This is a genomic window from Nonomuraea sp. NPDC050153, from assembly GCF_044460125.1.
Lineage (GTDB): Bacteria > Actinomycetota > Actinomycetes > Streptosporangiales > Streptosporangiaceae > Nonomuraea.
Genome location: NZ_JBITJQ010000006.1, coordinates 236,698 through 254,969 on the forward strand (window position 1 = coordinate 236,698; position 18,272 = coordinate 254,969).

At 70.7% G+C, this 18,272-nt stretch carries 15 protein-coding genes; 11 read left to right on the forward strand and 4 right to left on the reverse strand.

What is annotated here, in order from left to right; translation table 11 throughout:
* Positions 1-116: 116 nt before the first annotated feature.
* The 5 genes from ACIBQ1_RS18135 (at position 117) to ACIBQ1_RS18155 (ending at position 5,188) form a co-directional block, all read left to right on the forward strand.
* Complete coding sequence (locus tag ACIBQ1_RS18135) at positions 117-1,268, forward strand: glycosyltransferase (RefSeq protein WP_397278790.1); 1,152 nt, start codon at positions 117-119, stop codon at positions 1,266-1,268.
* 3 nt (positions 1,269-1,271) lie between these two features.
* Positions 1,272-1,970, forward strand: a complete 699-nt coding sequence (locus ACIBQ1_RS18140; RefSeq protein ID WP_397278792.1) for a class I SAM-dependent methyltransferase — start codon at positions 1,272-1,274, stop codon at positions 1,968-1,970.
* Between the two features lie 65 nt (positions 1,971-2,035).
* Positions 2,036-2,707 (forward strand): polysaccharide deacetylase family protein, encoded by a 672-nt coding sequence (locus ACIBQ1_RS18145; RefSeq protein WP_397278794.1) that lies wholly within the window; start codon positions 2,036-2,038, stop codon positions 2,705-2,707.
* 6 nt (positions 2,708-2,713) lie between these two features.
* Positions 2,714-4,393 (forward strand): hypothetical protein, encoded by a 1,680-nt coding sequence (locus tag ACIBQ1_RS18150; RefSeq protein ID WP_397278796.1) that lies wholly within the window; start codon positions 2,714-2,716, stop codon positions 4,391-4,393.
* A gap of 273 nt (positions 4,394-4,666) precedes the next feature.
* A complete protein-coding gene (locus ACIBQ1_RS18155; RefSeq protein ID WP_397278798.1) occupies positions 4,667-5,188 on the forward strand; it encodes a hypothetical protein in 522 nt (173 codons plus the stop codon).
* A gap of 58 nt (positions 5,189-5,246) precedes the next feature.
* Here ACIBQ1_RS18155 and ACIBQ1_RS18160 read toward each other — a convergent pair whose 3' ends face one another.
* Entirely contained in the window at positions 5,247-6,161 is a 915-nt protein-coding gene (locus tag ACIBQ1_RS18160) for a CHRD domain-containing protein (RefSeq protein WP_397278799.1), read from the reverse strand.
* A gap of 355 nt (positions 6,162-6,516) precedes the next feature.
* On the opposite strand from ACIBQ1_RS18160, the gene ACIBQ1_RS18165 reads away from it, so the two are divergent.
* On the forward strand, positions 6,517-8,358 hold the full coding sequence (locus ACIBQ1_RS18165) for a DUF1996 domain-containing protein (protein ID WP_397278801.1): 1,842 nt from the start codon (positions 6,517-6,519) through the stop codon (positions 8,356-8,358).
* 96 nt (positions 8,359-8,454) lie between these two features.
* A complete protein-coding gene (locus tag ACIBQ1_RS18170; protein ID WP_397278803.1) occupies positions 8,455-9,096 on the forward strand; it encodes a protein-L-isoaspartate(D-aspartate) O-methyltransferase in 642 nt (213 codons plus the stop codon).
* A 6-nt stretch (positions 9,097-9,102) separates the two neighbouring features.
* Here ACIBQ1_RS18170 and ACIBQ1_RS18175 read toward each other — a convergent pair whose 3' ends face one another.
* Positions 9,103-10,080 (reverse strand): hypothetical protein, encoded by a 978-nt coding sequence (locus ACIBQ1_RS18175; RefSeq protein WP_397278804.1) that lies wholly within the window; start codon positions 10,078-10,080, stop codon positions 9,103-9,105.
* A gap of 310 nt (positions 10,081-10,390) precedes the next feature.
* On the opposite strand from ACIBQ1_RS18175, the gene ACIBQ1_RS18180 reads away from it, so the two are divergent.
* The 3 genes from ACIBQ1_RS18180 to ACIBQ1_RS18190 all read left to right on the forward strand — a co-directional run bounded on the left by ACIBQ1_RS18180 (position 10,391) and on the right by ACIBQ1_RS18190 (position 14,633).
* The gene (locus tag ACIBQ1_RS18180; protein ID WP_397278806.1) at positions 10,391-12,307 is read left to right on the forward strand and encodes a hypothetical protein; all 1,917 of its coding nucleotides are present in this window, start codon (positions 10,391-10,393) and stop codon (positions 12,305-12,307) included.
* Positions 12,308-12,358: 51 nt separating this feature from the next.
* Positions 12,359-13,954 carry an ABC transporter substrate-binding protein gene (locus ACIBQ1_RS18185; protein WP_397278808.1) on the forward strand — a complete coding sequence of 532 codons (1,596 nt, stop codon included), beginning with the start codon at positions 12,359-12,361 and terminating at the stop codon, positions 13,952-13,954.
* Between the two features lie 199 nt (positions 13,955-14,153).
* The gene (locus tag ACIBQ1_RS18190; RefSeq protein WP_397278810.1) at positions 14,154-14,633 is read left to right on the forward strand and encodes an ATP-binding protein; all 480 of its coding nucleotides are present in this window, start codon (positions 14,154-14,156) and stop codon (positions 14,631-14,633) included.
* 114 nt (positions 14,634-14,747) lie between these two features.
* Here ACIBQ1_RS18190 and guaA read toward each other — a convergent pair whose 3' ends face one another.
* Positions 14,748-16,295, reverse strand: coding sequence for a glutamine-hydrolyzing GMP synthase (guaA, locus tag ACIBQ1_RS18195; protein WP_397278812.1), 1,548 nt, complete (start codon positions 16,293-16,295; stop codon positions 14,748-14,750).
* Positions 16,296-16,392: 97 nt separating this feature from the next.
* On the opposite strand from guaA, the gene ACIBQ1_RS18200 reads away from it, so the two are divergent.
* Positions 16,393-17,343, forward strand: coding sequence for a hypothetical protein (locus ACIBQ1_RS18200; RefSeq protein ID WP_397278814.1), 951 nt, complete (start codon positions 16,393-16,395; stop codon positions 17,341-17,343).
* Here the strand turns inward: ACIBQ1_RS18200 and ACIBQ1_RS18205 are convergent.
* A complete protein-coding gene (locus ACIBQ1_RS18205; RefSeq protein WP_397278816.1) occupies positions 17,334-18,155 on the reverse strand; it encodes an SDR family NAD(P)-dependent oxidoreductase in 822 nt (273 codons plus the stop codon). The genes ACIBQ1_RS18200 and ACIBQ1_RS18205 overlap by 10 nt on opposite strands.
* Positions 18,156-18,272 lie beyond the last annotated feature (117 nt).

Consider the following 18,272-nt stretch of genomic DNA (forward strand, 5'->3'; position numbering starts at 1 on the left):
CGGCCCCAGGAACATTTCCATGGACGTACGGCCACCGATCAGTATCAGGGACTCCTATGGAAACGCCTACCGCCACGGAGCCTCGCCCCCGCGTTCTCGACACCACGACCCGGCCGGTGAGCGTCGACATCGTCATCCCCGTGCTCAACGAGGAGCGCGCCCTGCCCGGCTGCGTCCGCACGCTGTCCCGCTTCCTCGGCGACGGCTTCCCGCTGCCGTGGCGCATCACGATCGTCGACAACGGCAGCACCGACGCCACCTGGCCGGTCGCCAACGAGTTGGCCGTCGAGTTCGAGCACGTGCACGTCCGCAGGCTCGACATCCGGGGCCGGGGCGCGGCGCTGCGCGCGGCCTGGCAGGACAGCCCGGCCGACATCGTGGCGTACATGGACGTCGACCTGTCCACGGACCTCGACGCCCTGTTCCCGCTGGTCGCCTCGGTGGCCAGCGGTCACTCCGAGATCGCCGTCGGCACGCGGCTCGCGCGCAGCGCGCGCACCCGCCGCTCGCTGCGGCGCGAGGTGGTCTCGCGCGCCTACAACGCCCTGCTCAGGTACGGCTTCGGCGTCCGCTTCAGCGACGCCCAGTGCGGCTTCAAGGCGGCCAGGGCCGAGGTGGTCAGGCCGCTGATGGCCAGGGTCCGGGACGACTCGTGGTTCTTCGACACCGAACTGCTCCTGCTGGCCGAGCACAACGGCCTGCGCGTGCACGAGGTGCCCGTGGACTGGATCGAGGACGTCGACTCCCGCGTGAAGATCGTCAGGACGGCCGTCGACGACCTGAAGGGGCTGGCCAGGGTCGCCTGGTCGATGTCGACCGGCCGGGCCCGCGTCGAGGTGGCGCGGCCGGAGCCCACGCCCACGCATCCGGACGCGGTCCTGGCCCGCCCCAGGGCGGTGACGGCGGCTAAATTCGCGTCGTTCGCCGCGACGGGCATTGTTTCCGCGATTCTGTACGCGCTCATTTATCTGCCGCTGCGCGACATGTGGTCGCCCGCGGTGACGAATTTCGCCGCGCTCGTCCTCGCCGGATTCGTCAGTGCCGAGGCGAACCGCCGCTGGACATTCCACCGGCGCACCGCCATGCACGTGCGGGCGGCGGCGCTCTTCCTGGCCGGCTACGCCCTCACCACCATGGCCGTGCTCGCGCTGCCCCGTGGCGCCGGACGGCTGGCGGAGGTCAGCGTGGTCGCCGGCGCGTACTGCCTGCTCACCTTGATCCGCTTCACCGCCCTGGACCGCTGGGTCTTCTCCCGTACGAGGAACTGATCGATGGAAACCACTGAGATCCACCGCCTGATCGCGCTCGAGGACACCCACTGGTGGTACCGCGAGCGCCGGGCCATCCTGCGCAGGGAGCTGCGCGGGCTGGGCCGTCCCGGGCGGGCGCTGGACATCGGCGCCGCCGGCGGCGGGAACACCAGGGTCCTGGTCGAGGAGGGCTGGGAGGCGACCGCGACGGACTCGTGCGCGACGGCGGTCGAGGTGGCCAGGGGGCGCGGGCTCAAGGCCGTGCGCGCCGACGCGCGGGCGCTGCCGTTCGAGCCGGGGAGCCTGGAGCTGGTGACCGCGTTCGACGTGCTGGAGCACGTCCGCGAGGACCACCTGGTCGTGGAGGAGATCGCCAGGGTGCTGGCGCCCGGCGGGCACGCGCTGATCGCGGTCCCGTGCGACATGGCGCTGTGGTCGGCCCACGACGACGCGGTCGGGCACGTGCGGCGCTACGCCCGCGAATCGCTGACCGTCGTGGTCGAGCAGGCCGGGCTGAAGGTCGATCGCGTCTGGAGCTGGAACGTCCTGCTCCGCCCCCTCGTCGCCCGGCACCGGCGCCGGTCCAGGGGCAGCGACCTGCGGAAGATGCCGCTCCTGGTCAACGCGGGCCTGTCGGCGGTCGTCCGCGCTGAGCGGTACCTGCCGGTCAAGTCGCTCAAGGGCGTCACGCTGTTCCTGCGGGCCCGGCTCGGGAGATGAGCGTGTTCAGACCGAGACGCCGGGGTGTTCCACGGTGTGCGCGTATTGGCCCTAGGCTGTGCTCCGTGGTGATTCATGCCCTGCTGGCGGCCGCGCTGGCCACGACCTCGCTGCCCGCTCAGGCGGCGACGGTCGACTGCGACCGGGTCAAGTGCCTGGCGCTGACGTTCGACGACGGCCCGGGCGAGGGCACCCCCACCCTGCTCAAGATCCTCAAGCGGGAGGGGGCCAAGGCCACGTTCTTCCTGGTCGGCAAGCAGGTGGAGCAGCGGCCTCAGATCGCCAAGCAGACGCTGGCGCAGGGACACGCGATCGGCAACCACACCTACTCGCACGCCTCCCTGCCATCGCTGCTCGACGAGGAGATCCTCGACGAGCTCAAGACCACGCAGAGCGCGATCCAGCAGGCCACGGGGCTGCGGCCGACGATGTTCCGCCCGCCGTACGGGCACACCGACGACCGTGTGCTGGGCCTGGCGTACGAGGAGGAGCTCGCGCAGGTGCTCTGGACGGGCACGACGCTCGACTGGCAGCTGCGTGACGCCAAGAAGATCAAGGCCGCCGTGCTCAGGCTGGCCAAGCGCGACGGGGTGATTCTCATGCACGACACGGTCCCGGCGACCGTGAAGGCCATGCCCGCGATCCTCAAGGAGCTCAAGAAGCGGGGCTACCACCTCGTCACGGTGCCGACCCTGCTACGCGGCGAGAAACCCGAGCCCGGAGTGAGCTACCCCTGACGGGCCATGGGCACCGCGAAGTCAAGGCCGTGGGTCGCGATCCCGACCTTCCTGATCGTCCAGGCCGTCCTCGCCTGCTGGTGGGCGGCCTTCTACCCCGGCCTGTTCAGCCGCGACTCGGTCCTGTACCTCAGCCACACCGTCGTCGGTCCCTGGGTGAGCGACCACTCGGTGCTCTACGACGCGCTGCTGTCGCTGAGCTTCACCAAGACGGGTGACCTGGGCGCGGTCACGTTCGCGCAGACCACCGCCATGGCGGCGGCGCTGACGTACCTGGCGCAGTCGCTCAAGGCGCTCGGCGCGCCGCGCCTGCCGACCACGCTCGTGGCGATGCTCATGCCGCTGGCGCCACCCGTGGGCGCGTTCTCGGTGACGCTGTGGAAGGACGTGCCGTTCACGATCTGCGTGATCGCCATCGCCGGCGTGTGCGCCCGCATCGCGGCCCGGCGCGCCGTCACCGTGCCCACGCTGGTCGGGCTCGTGCTGCTCTTCACGGCCTTGGGGCTGTTCCGGGCCAACGGCTTCCTCGTCGTGGGCGTCGCCGTCCTCGCGCTGCTGGTGATCGTCACGACCATGCGTGTACGGCTGCTGCTCGCCGGCACCTTCGCCGCGGCCCTGCCGCTCGTGCTCACGAACTTCGTGTTCCCGCAGTTCGGCATCATGGCCCCGGCCAAGACGTACGTGTACCACACGGCCTTCGGCGACATCGCGGTGGCGTACCGGGACCGTCCCGAGCTGTTCGACGAGCGGGACAAGGCGTTGATGGCCTCCGTGGCGCCGCTGACGCGGTGGTGGGACGGCGGGACCTGCCACACGATCAACCCGCTCATCTGGCGCAAGGACTTCAGCTGGCAGCAGGCCGACGCGCACGCCTCCGAGCTGCTCGACCTGTGGAAACGGCTGCTGATCTCCCAACCCGCCATGATCATCGACACCCGGCTGTGCCGGGGGGCCATCGCGTGGCGGCCCGTGCAGGACGAGTACGCCGTCGGGGGGATGACATACCGCTTCTCGCGGCGGCCGAATGCCGACACCTACGTCGGGCCGAACAAGGTGCCCGACTTCCCCGGGCGGTGGGTCTTCTCGCTGCGGCCTCGGTCGTGGGAGCTGAACCAGGCGGCCGAACCGTGGCTGACCGGGTCGCTGGCGCCGCAGTACGACTGGGTGCTCTGGCGAGGGGCGTTGTGGTCGTACGTGTCGTACCTGGCCGTGGCGCTGGGGGCGCTGGCGCGGCGGAACCGGTACGTGCTGGGGGTGGCGGCCGTGGTGGCCGGGCAGCAGCTCGCCGTCCTGGCCAACATCTCGGCGCAGGACTTCCGGTACATGGCCTCGCCCATCTTCGTGGGGGTGCTGCTGGTGCCGCTGCTGGTGGGAAGTGTGGGGCGGTTGGCCGTCGCCTCGGTGCGGGGGGCCGGGCGCGCGCTGCGCCGCAGACCGCCCGAGCCCTCACCGACGCAATCCGTCCCGGCTCCTGGCCCGGCCGCCCCCGCACCGGACGACCCTTCCGCCACCGAGCCCACCGAGTCGGACGCGCCCACCGAGCCCATCCCGGCCATCCCGCCTTCGACGAGCCCCTCCGATTCAGACGCGCCCTCAACCACCGAGGCCGCGACATCCGGGCCTGACACTCACGCGTCCGAGCCGGGCGAGGCGGACGCTCCTGGACGAGAGGGCGAGCGGGAGTAGCGGCGGCCGCCACCGCTCGGCGGGACCGCGAGGTCGGTGAGGTAACGGTGTTCTCCATGCACGGCCCGCTGGTGCGCTGCCGTGACCCGCCGTCGACGTGGCGTCCGCGAGGGGAGCGGCGCCGAGGCGCGACTCAGGGATGGTTCCGGGTCCGGCGAGTGGTGTCGCTGATACGCGGCGGCGGGTCCGTGACAGCGTGCGGTCAGTGCGGGAGCAGTGGTGGTCGGCATCGTCTTCCTCGTCGAGAAGATCCCCCGATGAGGAGCCCCCGCCATGATGACCTTCGCCGCCGTCCTCCAGTTGCTCATCGCCCTGGGCTTCGTGAGCATCCCCCTCGTACGCCACCGCTACGGCCGCGAGGCCGGGGCCGTAGCGGAGCGGGAGCTGGAGCGTCAGGGCGTCCCCACCCGCGTACTGAAGGAGAACAACCTCAGCTTCGACGCCAGTGGCCACGAGACCGTCGTCCCCGCCACGGTCGCGCTGGTCATGACGGTGCTGGCCGTGCTCAACCTGGCGGGGAACCACTGGGGGCAGGTCCTGTCCTGGGTCTTCCAGCCGCTCGTCCTCGTCGGCAACGTCCTCATCCTCTACAGCCAGCTGACCGCCGCCACGTCCGTGAAGAAGGCCTTCGAGCGCAAGGGCGACCCGATGCTCCAGCGCGTCGACGTGCGGGCGCTGTTGAAGGCGGCCGAGAGTGCCTTCCCGGGCTGGGTGATGCCGGGTCTCCAGAACGTCCGGCACACGGTGGTGATGGCCGGCTCGATCCTCGTCCTGGTGGCGTTGGTCGCCGCCTGAGCCGGACACGCGAACGCCGCGCGGGCGGGAACCCGCGCGGCGCGTTCGTGTGCTCGGGCTACCAGCCGCCGTTGTGGAGCTGGCCGCGCACCGCGCCGCCGGGGAACTCCGCGGTGTGCAAGTTGACGTACCAGCCCTTGGGGTTGCCCTTGATGCCGGCGGCGACCTTGGGCGAGGCGGTGCCGGTTCCGGCGATGCCGTTGACGCCGGCCGGCAGGCCGTTCGCGGCGGCGAAGAAGTCCACCACCACGGGGCCGTTCTTGCCCTTCACGCCGCGGTGGACGTGGCCGTTCGTCGGAGGGGTGACGCGTTTCCAGGCGGCGGCGAAGTGGACCTTGGTGCCCTTCACCCAGACGAGCCACGCGGCCCGCCCGTCCTTGTCGCCGACCTTCGTGCCGGGCGCGGGCACCTCCTGGCGGCCGTCGGCCGACGCGGTGAGCGTGTGGTGCGACGAGCCGGCCGCCAGCACCGACTCAAGGGACACGGGGCGGACCCGGTGCAGCTGGGCGCGGACGGCGCCGCCGGGGAACTCGCCCGTGTGCAGGTTGGCGTACCAGCCCTTCGGGTTGTTCGCGATCCTGGCGAGCAGGCCCGAGTCCTTGACCGTGACGGTGCCCTTGACGGCGCTGAGCGACGCGGGCAGCGCCGCGCCGAAGAACGGGATCTTGACGTCGCCGTTCTTGCCGGCCTTGCCCTGGTGGATGTGGAACGCGGTCGGAGCGGCCACCTTCTGCCACCGGATCGCGTAGTCGACCTGCTGCCCGTGGATGCGGAACACGGCGATCGCGCTGCCGTTCCGGTCACCCACCTTCGCACCCGGGGCGGGCACTTCGTTCTTGCCCAGCAGCGTCGCCGCCAGATAGACGTCCGTGCTCGACTGCGTGTCCGCCTGTGCCGTGGCCGGGTTGACGGAGGCGGCGATCAGCGCGGTGGCGAGCGCGAGGCCGGAGGCGGTGAGGATGCGCTTCGTCATGATTGACCCTTTCAGTTGCCTCAGGGGTGAGGCCCGTAGCGGTGTTCGACGCCCGGTTGTACGACCCGCGTCTCGCGCCGGGTTCAATCCGCAAATGTGTATAAATACGCATTCGCGCTGGTAGGAGGCGGTCCGGGCGCCCGCTCCGGCCTCGGCCGGTGAACCCTCCCGTGAGGACCCCCGTACCTCTCGAAGATCGGACTTTCCTTGCCCACGTCACGAAACCGGAGGGAGTGGTCGCATGTGGAGTCCATCGGGGGGAAGAAGATTCAGGCCGTGGTTGGGGGCGGTCTGCCTGAGCGGCGGCGTCGCGCTCGTCCTGTCGGGCTCTCCGCCGTACACACAGACCGGGGCAGTGGACATCTATCTCAGTACGGCCGCGAGCGAGGGCATCGTCTGCCCGAGCGTGGCCGACCAGCTGCCTGACATCCCGGCCGCCGCCAAGGCCGAAGTCGACCGCAACCTCGCCCAACTCGACAAACAACTCCAGGAGGCCAACGACCGGCTCGCCACCTCAGCAGGACAAGGCGGCTCCAACTTCGTCCAGAACGCCATCCTCGGCCCCCTGGCCGACAAACGCGCCGCCGCCCTCGACCGCATCGCCATAGCCATCGGACGCGTCGCGGAACGCCCCACCGGCCTCGGCAAACTCGCCACCTGCTCACTCGGCGACTCCGCCGCTCCACCGGACCAGGGCGCCCCATCCGACCAGGCCACCTCGACACCTGACCAGACCGCCCCGCCCGAGCAGAGCACCCCACCTCCAGAGACCGGCTCCGCCACGCCCGACCCCGGCGGCGGCCAGACCGGGGATCCGGCGGCGCAGACCATCGTCTGCCCGAGCGTGGTTGACCAGCTGCCTGACATCCCGGCCGCCGCCAAGGCCGAAGTCGACCGCAACCTCGCCCAACTCGACAAACAACTCCAGGAGGCCAACGACCGGCTCGCCACCTCAGCAGGACAAGGCGGCTCCAACTTCGTCCAGAACGCCATCCTCGGCCCCCTGGCCGACAAACGCGCCGCCGCCCTCGACCGCATCGCCATAGCCATCGGACGCGTCGCGGAACGCCCCACCGGCCTCGACAAACTCGCCACCTGCTCACTCGGCGACTCCGCCCAGAACACGGCGGACGCCGGGCTGTCGGCCGACGACTACGTCGACATCCGCGACGTGCCCAAGGCGGAGCAGCCGCAGCAGGGCGCGGACGCCTCGACGGGCACGTACGTCTCCCGATGCGGCACGAACCGCGACGGCCACTCCAACACCGACAACCTCATCCTCGCCCCGGGCATGTCGAACGGGGCCCAGCTGACGCTGGACTACGTGGGCAACCTGTCCACGGACGCGTTCTCGACCAACGAGAGCCTGGCCGCCGCGGACACCACCTGCCGCGCCGGCGCCGACCGGTCCGCCTACTTCTGGCCGACCCTGCGCGTACGCGGATCCGACGACGCATCCGCCACCCCATCCGACAACGCATCCGCCACCGCGTCCGCCACCGCGTCCGCCACCGCGTCCGACGCCCCATCCGACTACGCATCCGCCACCGCGTCCGACGCCCCGTCCGACGCGCCATCCGACGCGCCATCCGACTACGCATCCGCCGCCCCGTCCGACGACGCATCCAGCACTGGGGGTGACCCGAACAGCGACACGAACAGCGACACGAGCAACGTCGGCACCCCCGTACAGCCGACGTCGGTGAAGCTCGAATACCGCGGCAACCCCACCTCGGAGGTGACGGCGGCGCCGCGGTTCCTCAGGATGCTCTCCGGCGACGCCCGGGCCGTCACCAACGGCGCTGACAACGCCCGGCCGACGTTCACCTGCACGGGCTTCACTGACCGGCTGACCGACAAGTACCCGATCTGCCCCTCCGGCAGCGACCTGGTCCGCGTCTTCGACATGCCCAGCTGCTGGGACGGACAGAACCTCGACAGCGCCGACCACCGCACGCACCTCGTCTTCCCTGACGAGAGCGGCGCCTGCCCCAGCGGCACCGAAGCCGTGCCACAGCTCCGGATGACGCTGACCTACGACGACGTGCCCAACTCGGGAGACACCCCCTTCGCGGTGGACGGGTTCCCGAGCGAGCAGAACGACCCGAGCACCGACCACGCCGGCGCCATCGGCGTGATGTCGCAGAAGCTCATGAACACCGTCGTCAACTGCGTCAACAGCGGCAAGAACTGCTGAACAGCCCGTGCGCGGCTTCGAGCCCGACCTGTGGGGAAGCAGGTGGGCATGGCTCGGAGCAGCGCACCGGCGGGCACCCGTAACCGGTGACCGCCGATGCGGTACGACACGCTGGTGACGGCCGCCCAGTGGGCCGGGGTGGAAGATCCACGGCTGCTGGCGGCCCTCGCCACCACACCGCGCGACCGGTTCGTGCCGCCGCGCTACGCCACCCGCGCCCCTTTCGACGAGCCGATCCCGATCGGTCACGGCCAGCCCACCTCGCAGCCGTCCCTGATCGCGCAGATGATCGACGCGCTGCGGCTGTCGGGCACGGAGACGGTCCTGGAGATCGGCACCGGGTACGGCTACCAGACCGCCCTGCTGTCCCGCCTGGCCCGCCAGGTGTATTCGATGGAACGCCACGCCGACCTGGCCCGGCATGCGCGGGCCAACCTCGGCGCGACCGGGGTCGCCAACGCCGAGGTGACGGTCGGCGACGGCACCGCCGGCCTGCCGGAACACGCGCCCTTCGACGCCATCGTCGTGTCCGCCACCGCCCGGACGGTGCCCGCCCCGCTCATCGAGCAACTGGCCGAGGGCGGACGGCTGGTCATGCCGATCCACGAGGAGCTGAACGAGACCGTCGTGCTCTTCGGCAAACGACACGGCCGCCTGGTCCAGGTGCGTCTGCTGACACCCGCCCGCTTCGTCCCCTTGATCGGCGAGCACGCGGACGACCGGCCACCCGGGCCCTAGGCCCGGTCAGCCGCCCTGCTTGTCCTTCTTGACGAGGCTGCCGCAGGTGAAGCCCTTCTCCCGTTCGGGATCGAGCTGGATGTCGATCAGGATCGTGCTCTCCGAGAACTTGCGGAAGGTCATCTGCTTGTCGCAGTCGTAGAAGGCGTACCCGCCCTCGAACTCGCCCAGCAGCATCATCCAGCGCCCGTCGTAGAGCGTCTTGCCGCTGCTGTCCTGGAGCCTGGCCCACTGGTCCTGGAAGCCGAGGCTGTCGAGCAGCAGGTTGGCCTGCCCGGACTTCTGCACCTCCACGGCGCCGAAGACCATCTGGATGATGAGCAGGTACCCCACCCCGACACCCGTGAAGGCGCCGACCAGGACCTTCATCCCCGCGCGGCCGATCGATTTGCGGCGCAGCAGCCGGAACGGCACCACATAGGACAGGAAGCCCAGCAGGATCACGAAGACGATCTCACCGCTCCCCACAGGCTCCTCCAGCGCGGTGTACACGTACGAGAGGAAGCCCAGGTAGGACAGGCCGGCCCAGATCGCGGCGATCAGGGCGACGATCCACGGGCGCTTCCGGACGGCCTGGAACACGCGCCCGGCCCAGCCGCGGGTGATGAGGTTGAGCAGCCAGCCCACTCCGATGAGCAGGCCGAGGCCCGAGGCGGTGAGCAGCGTCAGCGGCAGCAGGGTGCCCAGGAGCCGCCCGAAGAGCACGGACTGGTCCATGCCGGCCTGCTCGGGCGTGATGCCGAAGACGCTGTACATCTCCTTGAAGCCCATGTAGAGCAGCGCGTACAGCGTGACGCCGGCCGGGACCACCACCGAGCCGATCTTCTCGAGGACGTCCAGGACCCCGCCGTTGTCCTCCTCGCCCTCCGCCGTGGCCCTCGCGGCCTCGGCCGGGGGCTGCTGGGGGTGCTCGGTCTGCGGTGCCGACGGCTGGGCCGGACCGGCAGGAAACGGCTGATCTAACGGGAAAGACTGATAAGTCATGATAAATCGGAATCCATGCCTGTATGACGAGTACGGGGAATGACATGATCATTTCCGCTCGGGAGCAGTGCGGATTGACCCCATCCCAATAGCCCCAAGAACGACGATCAGCCCCATACCGTAGCGGTCGAGAGGGCATAGCTGCTACAGGACCCCCCTCGATGCCGCTACGTGCACACAAGCGGCCACAAATGCGCGACACCTTCCATTGACTGACGTATTTACCAGACCCATCCTGTGCTCTGTCTGGTCATTACACATTCACCTGCTGCTACTGTTTCCCACCCGATCCGCAGGCCTGGAGGTTCGCATGGTCGTCCCACCGCGGTCGAGCCTGGTTTCGCTGATCGATCAACTCATCCGCGTGAAGGGCGGCCCCCAGGTCGCACCGGCCTCCCCCCGGCCGATCCTGATCCTGGAAGGGGTCGGCGGCTCCGGTCGCTCGCAGGTTCTCGACGACACGTGGCGCCGGTGGGCGAGGAAGACCCCGATCGCGAAGGTGGACCCGCTGGCCGGGGCCGACGACTCCGACTCCATGCGATCCGTGCTGAAGGCCGTCACGCTGGGCCTGACCGCCGAGGCTCCCGGCTACCGGGTCTCCTTCCCCCGGGTGGTGCTGGCCCACATCGCGATGTCCGGCCCGATCGACAACCCCGACCCGGTGCAGAGCACCCGTGAGCTGCGCGAGCGGATCAACGCGTACCGGGATCCGAGCCTGGTGGCGACGCTGCTGCGCAGGCTGCTGCCGCTGGCCGCGGGGACGCTCGGCCTCGACGCGCAGAGCCTGGACCAGACCCTGGAGGAGATGACCGGACGGCTCGGCAGGTCGGGACTGCGGCCGCGGCTGCTCTGGCGGGACGCGCTGGCCTGGTTCGAGCACCAGGACCAGGGCTTCTGCCACGACCCCGAACGCGCGCTGGTCCGGCTCAGCCGGCAGGCCGACGAATCGGCCGCCGGCGTGCGGGAGGACGTCGACCGCCTGCTGATGACCGCGCTGCTGGCCGACCTGCGCGACAGCTTCGACCACGCGGTCAACCACCCCTCCCGCGCGGTCCTGCTGCTCGACAACGGCGACGCCCCGGCGGCGGGCCGGTTCCTGAAGACGCTGGTCAAAGTACGGTACAAGCTGGCACGTCACGAGGTGCCGCAGGACCCGCTGACCGTGATCACCGCCAGTGGCGGATACATCCTGGCCGAGTCGGCCGGCCTGGGCGAGCGGGCCGCGCAATGGCCGGAGTCCGCGCTGGACGCCCTGCCCGAATCCGACGGCACGTGGTTACGCGTCCTCCTCGACGGGTTCACCACCGAAGCCGTCGAACACATGGTCGAAGCGGACCTCACCTGGTGGCCGCCCTCCCTCGGGTTCGGCACGATCACCGACGCCGTCCTGCGGCTCACCGGCGGGCACGCCGAGGCCACGGACCTCGTACTGGCGCGGCTCCGGGACGATCCGAAGCTCATCGACGATCTCGGACGGGTGCTGTCCGAGCACGCGCCGGAGCCGGACCGGACGATGGCGAGCTACCTGATCGACAAGATCGCGGCCGATCTGAGCCCGCGGCGGCGCCTCCACGAGCACCTCAGAGAGGCGCTGATCACGCTGGCCGGGGCGCGGGACGGCGACGAGGCGCAGTGCCTGACGCCGCTCCTGGACAAGACAGTCCACGCCGAGCCGATCCTGCTCACCTCGCCCTCACTGTGGCCCGTCCCCCGGCCGGAGGGCCGGTGGGCCATGGCGCCGTTCGTGCGCCTCCTGCTGCTGCGCGAGCTGGCCGCGCGCCCGGACGGCCACCAGGCGAGCTGGGCCAGGGTCTTCGGACGGCTCCGCGACCACACGGCGAGCCAGGACGTCTGCGGCAAGCTCCACCACGACCTCGCGCTGGGCGACCACGAGACCGTGGTCGCGGAGCTGTTCAGGCTCCTGGGCGAGGTCTCCGGGACCGAGTGGCTGGAATGCCTCGATCGGATCGTCACCACGCCCGGCCTCCGGCCGCCCGGCTCCGGGACGGTCCCCGCCGACACGGCGGCAGAATCCCGCCGTGCGGCCATCTCGCAACTGGTCACCGCCACGCATCAGCTCGCCGACCCCCTGCTCAGCGACCGGGGGGCGCGCCGCGGCCACTACACGGTCGCCGCCGAGGCGTGCCGGCGGCTCTCCGACGCCGACTCCCGGCCCTTCGCCGAACGCGCCCAGCATTTCCAGACCCTCGCCGACGCCCTGAAGTGACCACGCGCCCCCGCGCCCGCGCGGGGATCCGCCCGACTGGAGCCGACAACCATGGACGACGCCCCCATGTACATAGGGAGGATCTGGCCGCATCCGAGGCGGTTCCCGCGCAGGCTCCGGCACTGGTGGCGCCTGGCCGCCGTCGTCACGGCCCTCGGCGTCCTGGTCCCCGTCGGGCTGATCGGCGTTCCCTGGCTGAAGGACCGGCTCTCCTGCGGGTGGCAGCCGTGGTGGGGCGTGTGGGAGCAGGGTGGCGAGTGCGTCGGCCTGGGCGACGGGCCCTACGCCTTCGGCCGTCCCGAACTGACCTCCGTGATGGGCAAGATCGCGCAGCAGAACGAGGCCGCGGCCGACGGCTCGTGCGCCAAGGACACCAAGGCGGTGACGGTCGGCGCGCTCATGACGCTGACGTCGGCGGAGGGCGGCGGCCGGGTGCTGCACCAGCTCGAAGGCATCGTCGCCGGCCAGGCGAGCGCCAACGCGAACAAGGCCGAGTGCGTGCACCCGATCCGGCTCCGGGTGGCCCACATGGGCGCCGATGAGCAGGCGGCGGTCGAGACGGCCGAACTGCTCGCCGAGGACGGCGTCGTGGCCGTCGTCGGCATGGGGCTGAGCCTCCAGCAGACCGCCGACGCCGCCCGGGTGCTGGCACAGCACCGGATCCCCATGATGGGCAACGTGATCACGGCCGAGGGCTTCGACGGGAACGGCTCACAGCAGGACAACCCAGACTTCCGCCGCTGCAACCCGTCACACACCTACAAGAACGGCATCGGCCAGGGATACTTCAGCCGTGTCGCCTATCGCAACGCGGTGCAGATCGAGCAACTCGCCAAATACCTGGAGCCGAGCAAGAAGACGCTCAAGTTCGTCATGACGCCGATCACCATGGACGACCCGTACACGTGCACGACGCTCCCGCTCGTCCACGCGAGGTTCGGCTCGAAGTCGCGTCCGTTGCAGGAGGTGAAGTTCGACTCCGGGGACTCGGCGACGGTGAAGCAGTCCGCGCAGCGCATCTGCGCCAGCGCGGGGCCCGTGAGCGTCTTCTACGCCGCGCGGGCCAGCCATCTGGCCCAGTTCCTCAAGAGCATCGCCGACCAGTCCGATCGCGGGCAGTGCCAGTTCACCAGCATCACCGTGGTCAGCACCTCGGACGCGGCCCGGATGCGGGCCAAGGAGGTCGACCCGAACCTCGAACAGCAGCGCGTGGCGGCCCTCGGCACGCCGACGTTCCTGGACGGGACCGTCCGGCTGGTCTACACTCCGCTGGCCGACCCCGACCTCCTGCCGAAGAACGGCGGGATGGCGGTGCTGCGGCAGTCGTTCGCCACGCTCGGCTTCGACCTCACCCACCTGACCAGCGGGTGGGCTATCGCGGGGTTCGACGGCATGGCCGCCGTCGCCGGCGCCGTCAACACGCTCACCGCCCGGGAGCCGGTCACGTCCTCCCGGGTCAACACCGCGCTGGGCGGGTTCGTCCGGGGCGGGGCGGCGGTCGCCGGCGCCAGCGGGAACATCACCTTCGACAACTACGGCAACCGCGACGATTCGGTGCCGAGCGTCGTGCGCCTCTGCCCGGTCAAGGGCGCCGAGCCCCACACCGTGAAGGTCCATCCTGCCGAAACGCCGTGTGGGTCCCCCTGAGTCGCCTCACCGGCACCTCAGGCATCAGCAGGCACCCGCGGTCCCTGCCGTGCGCCACCTACGTAGGTGGAATAGGTACCTATATGGGGAGTTCTCACCTCTTCGTGAGGCACCTCACTGAGGCATTCTCGATGGTGTGAGCAACCCAAGCTCACGGAACGAGAGGCAAGGGCAGCCCAACTGCCACCCAGGACAGGACATGAACAGGCTTTCGATGAGCAACATCCTGACGGCGGTGACCGGACGCCGCACGGCGCGCCGCACGGCCTCGTGGTGGCTCTCGCCTGACCTCAGCTCGGTGGGCGAGGCTCGCCGGCTGACCCGTGAGAAGCTCACCGACTGGGGCTTCGACGACCAGGCGGAAGTCGCGGAACTGCTCGTCAGCGAGCTGGCCGGCAACGCGCTCGATCACGCGTACGGCCGGGTCCGCCTCAGCTTCTCCGCCGAGGACGGCCTGCTGCGCGGCGAGATCGAGGACGAGGACCCCGAACTGCCCCGGATGCGCGTCGTGGACGCCGACGCCGAGCGCGGCCGCGGGCTGTTCCTGGTCGACATGCTCTCCTGCTGCTGGGGCGGCGTCCGTACGGATCGCGGCAAGGCCATCTGGTTCGAGCTGCCGGCGTTCGCCCACGCCGAGCCCGGCTCTCCCGTCGACACCCTCGCCCCGATCGCCGCCTGAACCCCGAGCACCGCCTGAACCCCGAGCACCGCCTGAGCCCCAAGCACCGCCTGAGCCCCGAGCGGCCTACCCCGCCCCAGGCCCCCGCCCGGTCCCGCCCCCGCTAGCGAAGAACTACTCCCACTCGATGGTGCCCGGGGGCTTGCTCGTCACGTCGAGCACCACCCGGTTGACTTCCCGAACCTCGTTCGTGATCCGTGTGGAGATGCGCGACAGCACGTCGTAAGGCACCCGCGCCCAGTCCGCCGTCATCGCGTCCTCGGACGTCACCGGCCGCAGCACCACCGGATGCCCGTACGTGCGCCCGTCGCCCTGCACCCCCACCGAGCGGACGTCGGCCAGCAGCACCACCGGGCACTGCCAGATCTGCCGGTCGAGGCCGGCGCGGGACAGCTCCTCGCGGGCGATCGCGTCGGCCTCGCGCAGCAGGTCAAGGCGCTCGCGGGTGACCTCGCCCACGATGCGGATGCCGAGGCCGGGGCCGGGGAAGGGCTGGCGCCACACCATGGCGGAAGGGAGCCCCAGCTCCTCGCCCGCCCGGCGGACCTCGTCCTTGAAGAGCGCGCGCAGGGGCTCGACCAGCTTGAACTGGAGGTCTTCCGGCAGGCCGCCGACGTTGTGGTGGGACTTGATGTTGGCGGTGCCGGTGCCGCCGCCCGACTCCACCACGTCCGGGTAGAGCGTGCCCTGGACCAGGAACTCCACCGGCCCGTCGGCCATGATCGCACGCTGCTCGTCCTCGAAGACGCGGATGAACTCGCGGCCGATGATCTTCCGCTTCTCCTCCGGGTCGGAGACGCCCTCCAGCGCCTTCAGGAAGCGGTCGGCGGCGTCGACCACGCGCAGCTTCACGCCCGTGACAGCCACGAAGTCGCGCTCCACCTGCTCGGCCTCGCCCTTGCGCAGCAGGCCGTGGTCGACGAAGACGCAGGTCAGCCGCTCGCCGATGGCACGCTGGACGATCGCGGCGGCCACCGCGGAGTCGACCCCGCCGGACAGCGCGCAGATCGCCCGGCCGTCGCCGACCTGGCGGCGCACGGCGTCGATGGAGTCTTCGACGATGTTCAGCATGGTCCACGCCGGGCGGCAGCCGGCGGCGTCGAGGAAGTGCTTGAGCACGACCTGGCCGTGCTCGGAGTGGAGCACCTCCGGGTGGAACTGCACGCCGTAGAGGCCGCGACCGGGGTGCTCGAAGGCGGCGACCGGGGTCTCGCTCGTCGAGGCGGTCACCGTGAAGCCCTCGGGGGCGGCGGCGACGCTGTCACCGTGGGACATCCAGACCGTCTGGGCGGCCGGCAGACCGGCGAAGATCACACCCTCTTCGACCACGTCCAGCGCGGTGCCGCCGTACTCGGCCACGCCCGTGCGGGCCACCTCGCCGCCCAGCGCCTGCGCCATGGCCTGGAAGCCGTAGCAGATGCCGAACGTGGGCACACCCGTGTCGAACAGCCCGTGCGGCACCGGCGGCGCGCCTTCGGCGTAGACCGAGGACGGCCCGCCGGACAGGATGATCGCCTTGGGGTTCTTGGCCATCATCTCCTCGACCGGCATGGTCGAAGGCACGATCTCGGAATAGACGTGGCACTCGCGCACACGCCTGGCGATGAGCTGCGCGTACTGTGCGCCGAAGTCGACCACGAGCACTGTGTCGAATTCAGACACCGTGAGAACCCCCCAAAGGCGATATGCGGTGACTACAGTCTATCGGCCTTGTGCATTACGCCTGGCCTGCCACCGGTACTCGTGCTAACACAGAACAATGGATCTTGTCTGGCCGGCGACGGCGTGGGCCCTGTGGGCCGCCACGCTGGCCGCCGCCTTCAAGGTGTCCAGCCGCGAACGCCCGCAGCGGGCGCCGCGCCACGAGACGCCACCGGCCGTGGTCGAGCTGTTACGGGGTATGCGGGTTCAGGAGGTGTTCCACTCGGCGCTGTTCGAGCTGGCCGCGCGCGGATGGCTGGCGATCGAGGGCGACCGCCTGTCTCTGGCGTCCGCGAGGCAGGAGCCGCTCCTCCCGTACGAGCGGTGGGTCCTGGAACGGGTGGCCGCCTGCCTGGCGGGCAAGCCATACGCGCCCGTGATGGCCGTCATGCCCGAAGGGTCCGACCTGGACGGCGGCCTGGTCCCGCTGGTCCGGCAGACCGCCATCGACCTCGGCCTGGCGCGGCGGCGCTGGCCGACCATGATCGTCCCGGTGCTCATGGCCGCGGCGCTGTTCATCCCCTGGTACGCCACCGTCTCCGCGGCCGGGCTGTCGTGGCCGGGGATGATCGCGACGATGGTGTCGTTCGTGGCCGGGGTGGGGCTGCTCATGGCGGGGCGGGGGTTCCTGCTGACCCCGGCGGGGCTGGAGATCGCCGGGCCGGACGCCGAGCCGACCGATCCCGAGCAGGAGTGGATCTTCACCGGCAGCGGCTGGCACGGCGTCGAGATCAGGCCGCCCGGATCCGCCGCGCCCGGCCCCAACCGGCAGGAGATCTCCGGTTACGTCGTCAAACGCTGGGCCGTCGTCGACGCGGACCCCGGGACGACCGGCAGCACGCGCGCCTACCACGTGGCCGTACACGACGGCAGCTCGGAGCAGGCCAGGTCGTTCCTGGTCACGCAGGGCCTCTACCGGGACGTGCTGCCGGGCGACCACGTCCGGCTGCTGGTCAGACCGCACAGCGGCAGGGTGGTCCGGGTGCTGGCCCACGAACATCACTGGTAGGGCGGCAGGTTCCCGGTGAGCAGAGTCTCGGTCTGCAGGCGCAGCCGGGCGGCGTGCTCGGGATCGGTCAGCACCAGGAACCGTTCCTCCTGGATGGCCGCCACGACCAGGCCGGCCACCTCGGCCGGCTCGATGCCGCGCTCGGCCGCCCGGCCGACCCACGCCCGCGCGTCCGCCTCGTCCTGGGTGGGGGTGGTGACCAGGCTGGACGGGCGCAGGCGCTCGGAGTCGGCGATGCGGGTCCTGACCGCGCCGGGGCACAGCGCGGTCACGCGGAGTTTGGAGCCCGTGGCGGCCAGATCCTCGGCCAGGGCCTGGGAGGCGGCCATCGCGGCGTACTTGGTGACCGCGTACCCGCCCGATCCCGGCGAGGTGAACAGCCCGGCCACCGACACCGTGTTGACGATGTGCCCCTCGGTGTCCTGCTCGATCATGCGCGGGACGAACTCGTGGATGCCGTGCAGCACGCCCCACAGGTTCACGCCGAGCAGCCAGGCGAAGTCCTCCTCGCCGCGGGTCCACATGCGGCCGCCCTGGAAGACGCCGGCGTTGTTGCAGAGGACGTGCACGGCGCCGAACTCGCCGAAGCAGCGGTTGGCCAGGTGCCGCACGGCCGCCGCGTCGGAGACGTCGGTGACCTGCGTGAGCACCTTGCCGTCGCCTGCCTGGTACGCCGTCTCGGCGAGGCCGCCGGGATCGACGTCGGCGAGCATCAGCGTCATGCCCTCGGCCGCGAACCTGAGGGCCAGCGCCCGCCCGATGCCGCTGGCCGCGCCGGTCACCACGGCGACCTTGCCGGAGAGCTCCCGCACAGGATCATCCTCCCCTCGCTCGTGATCGACGCTACCGGACGGGCCGCCGCCGCCCTAGAGAACGCTCGGAGAATGCCGTCCCTCCCCCTCGCTCCGGCTGGGGTCCCTGCGGGAGTA

Excerpts from the sequence above, each read along its gene's own strand:
- ACIBQ1_RS18180 (WP_397278806.1), top strand. The coding sequence starts at position 10,391 with ATGGTCGTCCCACCGCGGTCGAGCCTGGTTTCGCTGATCGATCAACTC.
- ACIBQ1_RS18200 (WP_397278814.1), top strand. The coding sequence starts at position 16,393 with ATGGATCTTGTCTGGCCGGCGACGGCGTGGGCCCTGTGGGCCGCCACG.
- ACIBQ1_RS18175 (WP_397278804.1), bottom strand. The coding sequence starts at position 10,080 with ATGACTTATCAGTCTTTCCCGTTAGATCAGCCGTTTCCTGCCGGTCCG.
- ACIBQ1_RS18190 (WP_397278810.1), top strand. The coding sequence starts at position 14,154 with ATGAACAGGCTTTCGATGAGCAACATCCTGACGGCGGTGACCGGACGC.
- ACIBQ1_RS18170 (WP_397278803.1), top strand. The coding sequence starts at position 8,455 with ATGCGGTACGACACGCTGGTGACGGCCGCCCAGTGGGCCGGGGTGGAA.
- ACIBQ1_RS18150 (WP_397278796.1), top strand. The coding sequence starts at position 2,714 with ATGGGCACCGCGAAGTCAAGGCCGTGGGTCGCGATCCCGACCTTCCTG.
- ACIBQ1_RS18140 (WP_397278792.1), top strand. The coding sequence starts at position 1,272 with ATGGAAACCACTGAGATCCACCGCCTGATCGCGCTCGAGGACACCCAC.
- ACIBQ1_RS18155 (WP_397278798.1), top strand. The coding sequence starts at position 4,667 with ATGATGACCTTCGCCGCCGTCCTCCAGTTGCTCATCGCCCTGGGCTTC.
- ACIBQ1_RS18185 (WP_397278808.1), top strand. The coding sequence starts at position 12,359 with ATGGACGACGCCCCCATGTACATAGGGAGGATCTGGCCGCATCCGAGG.
- ACIBQ1_RS18160 (WP_397278799.1), bottom strand. The coding sequence starts at position 6,161 with ATGACGAAGCGCATCCTCACCGCCTCCGGCCTCGCGCTCGCCACCGCG.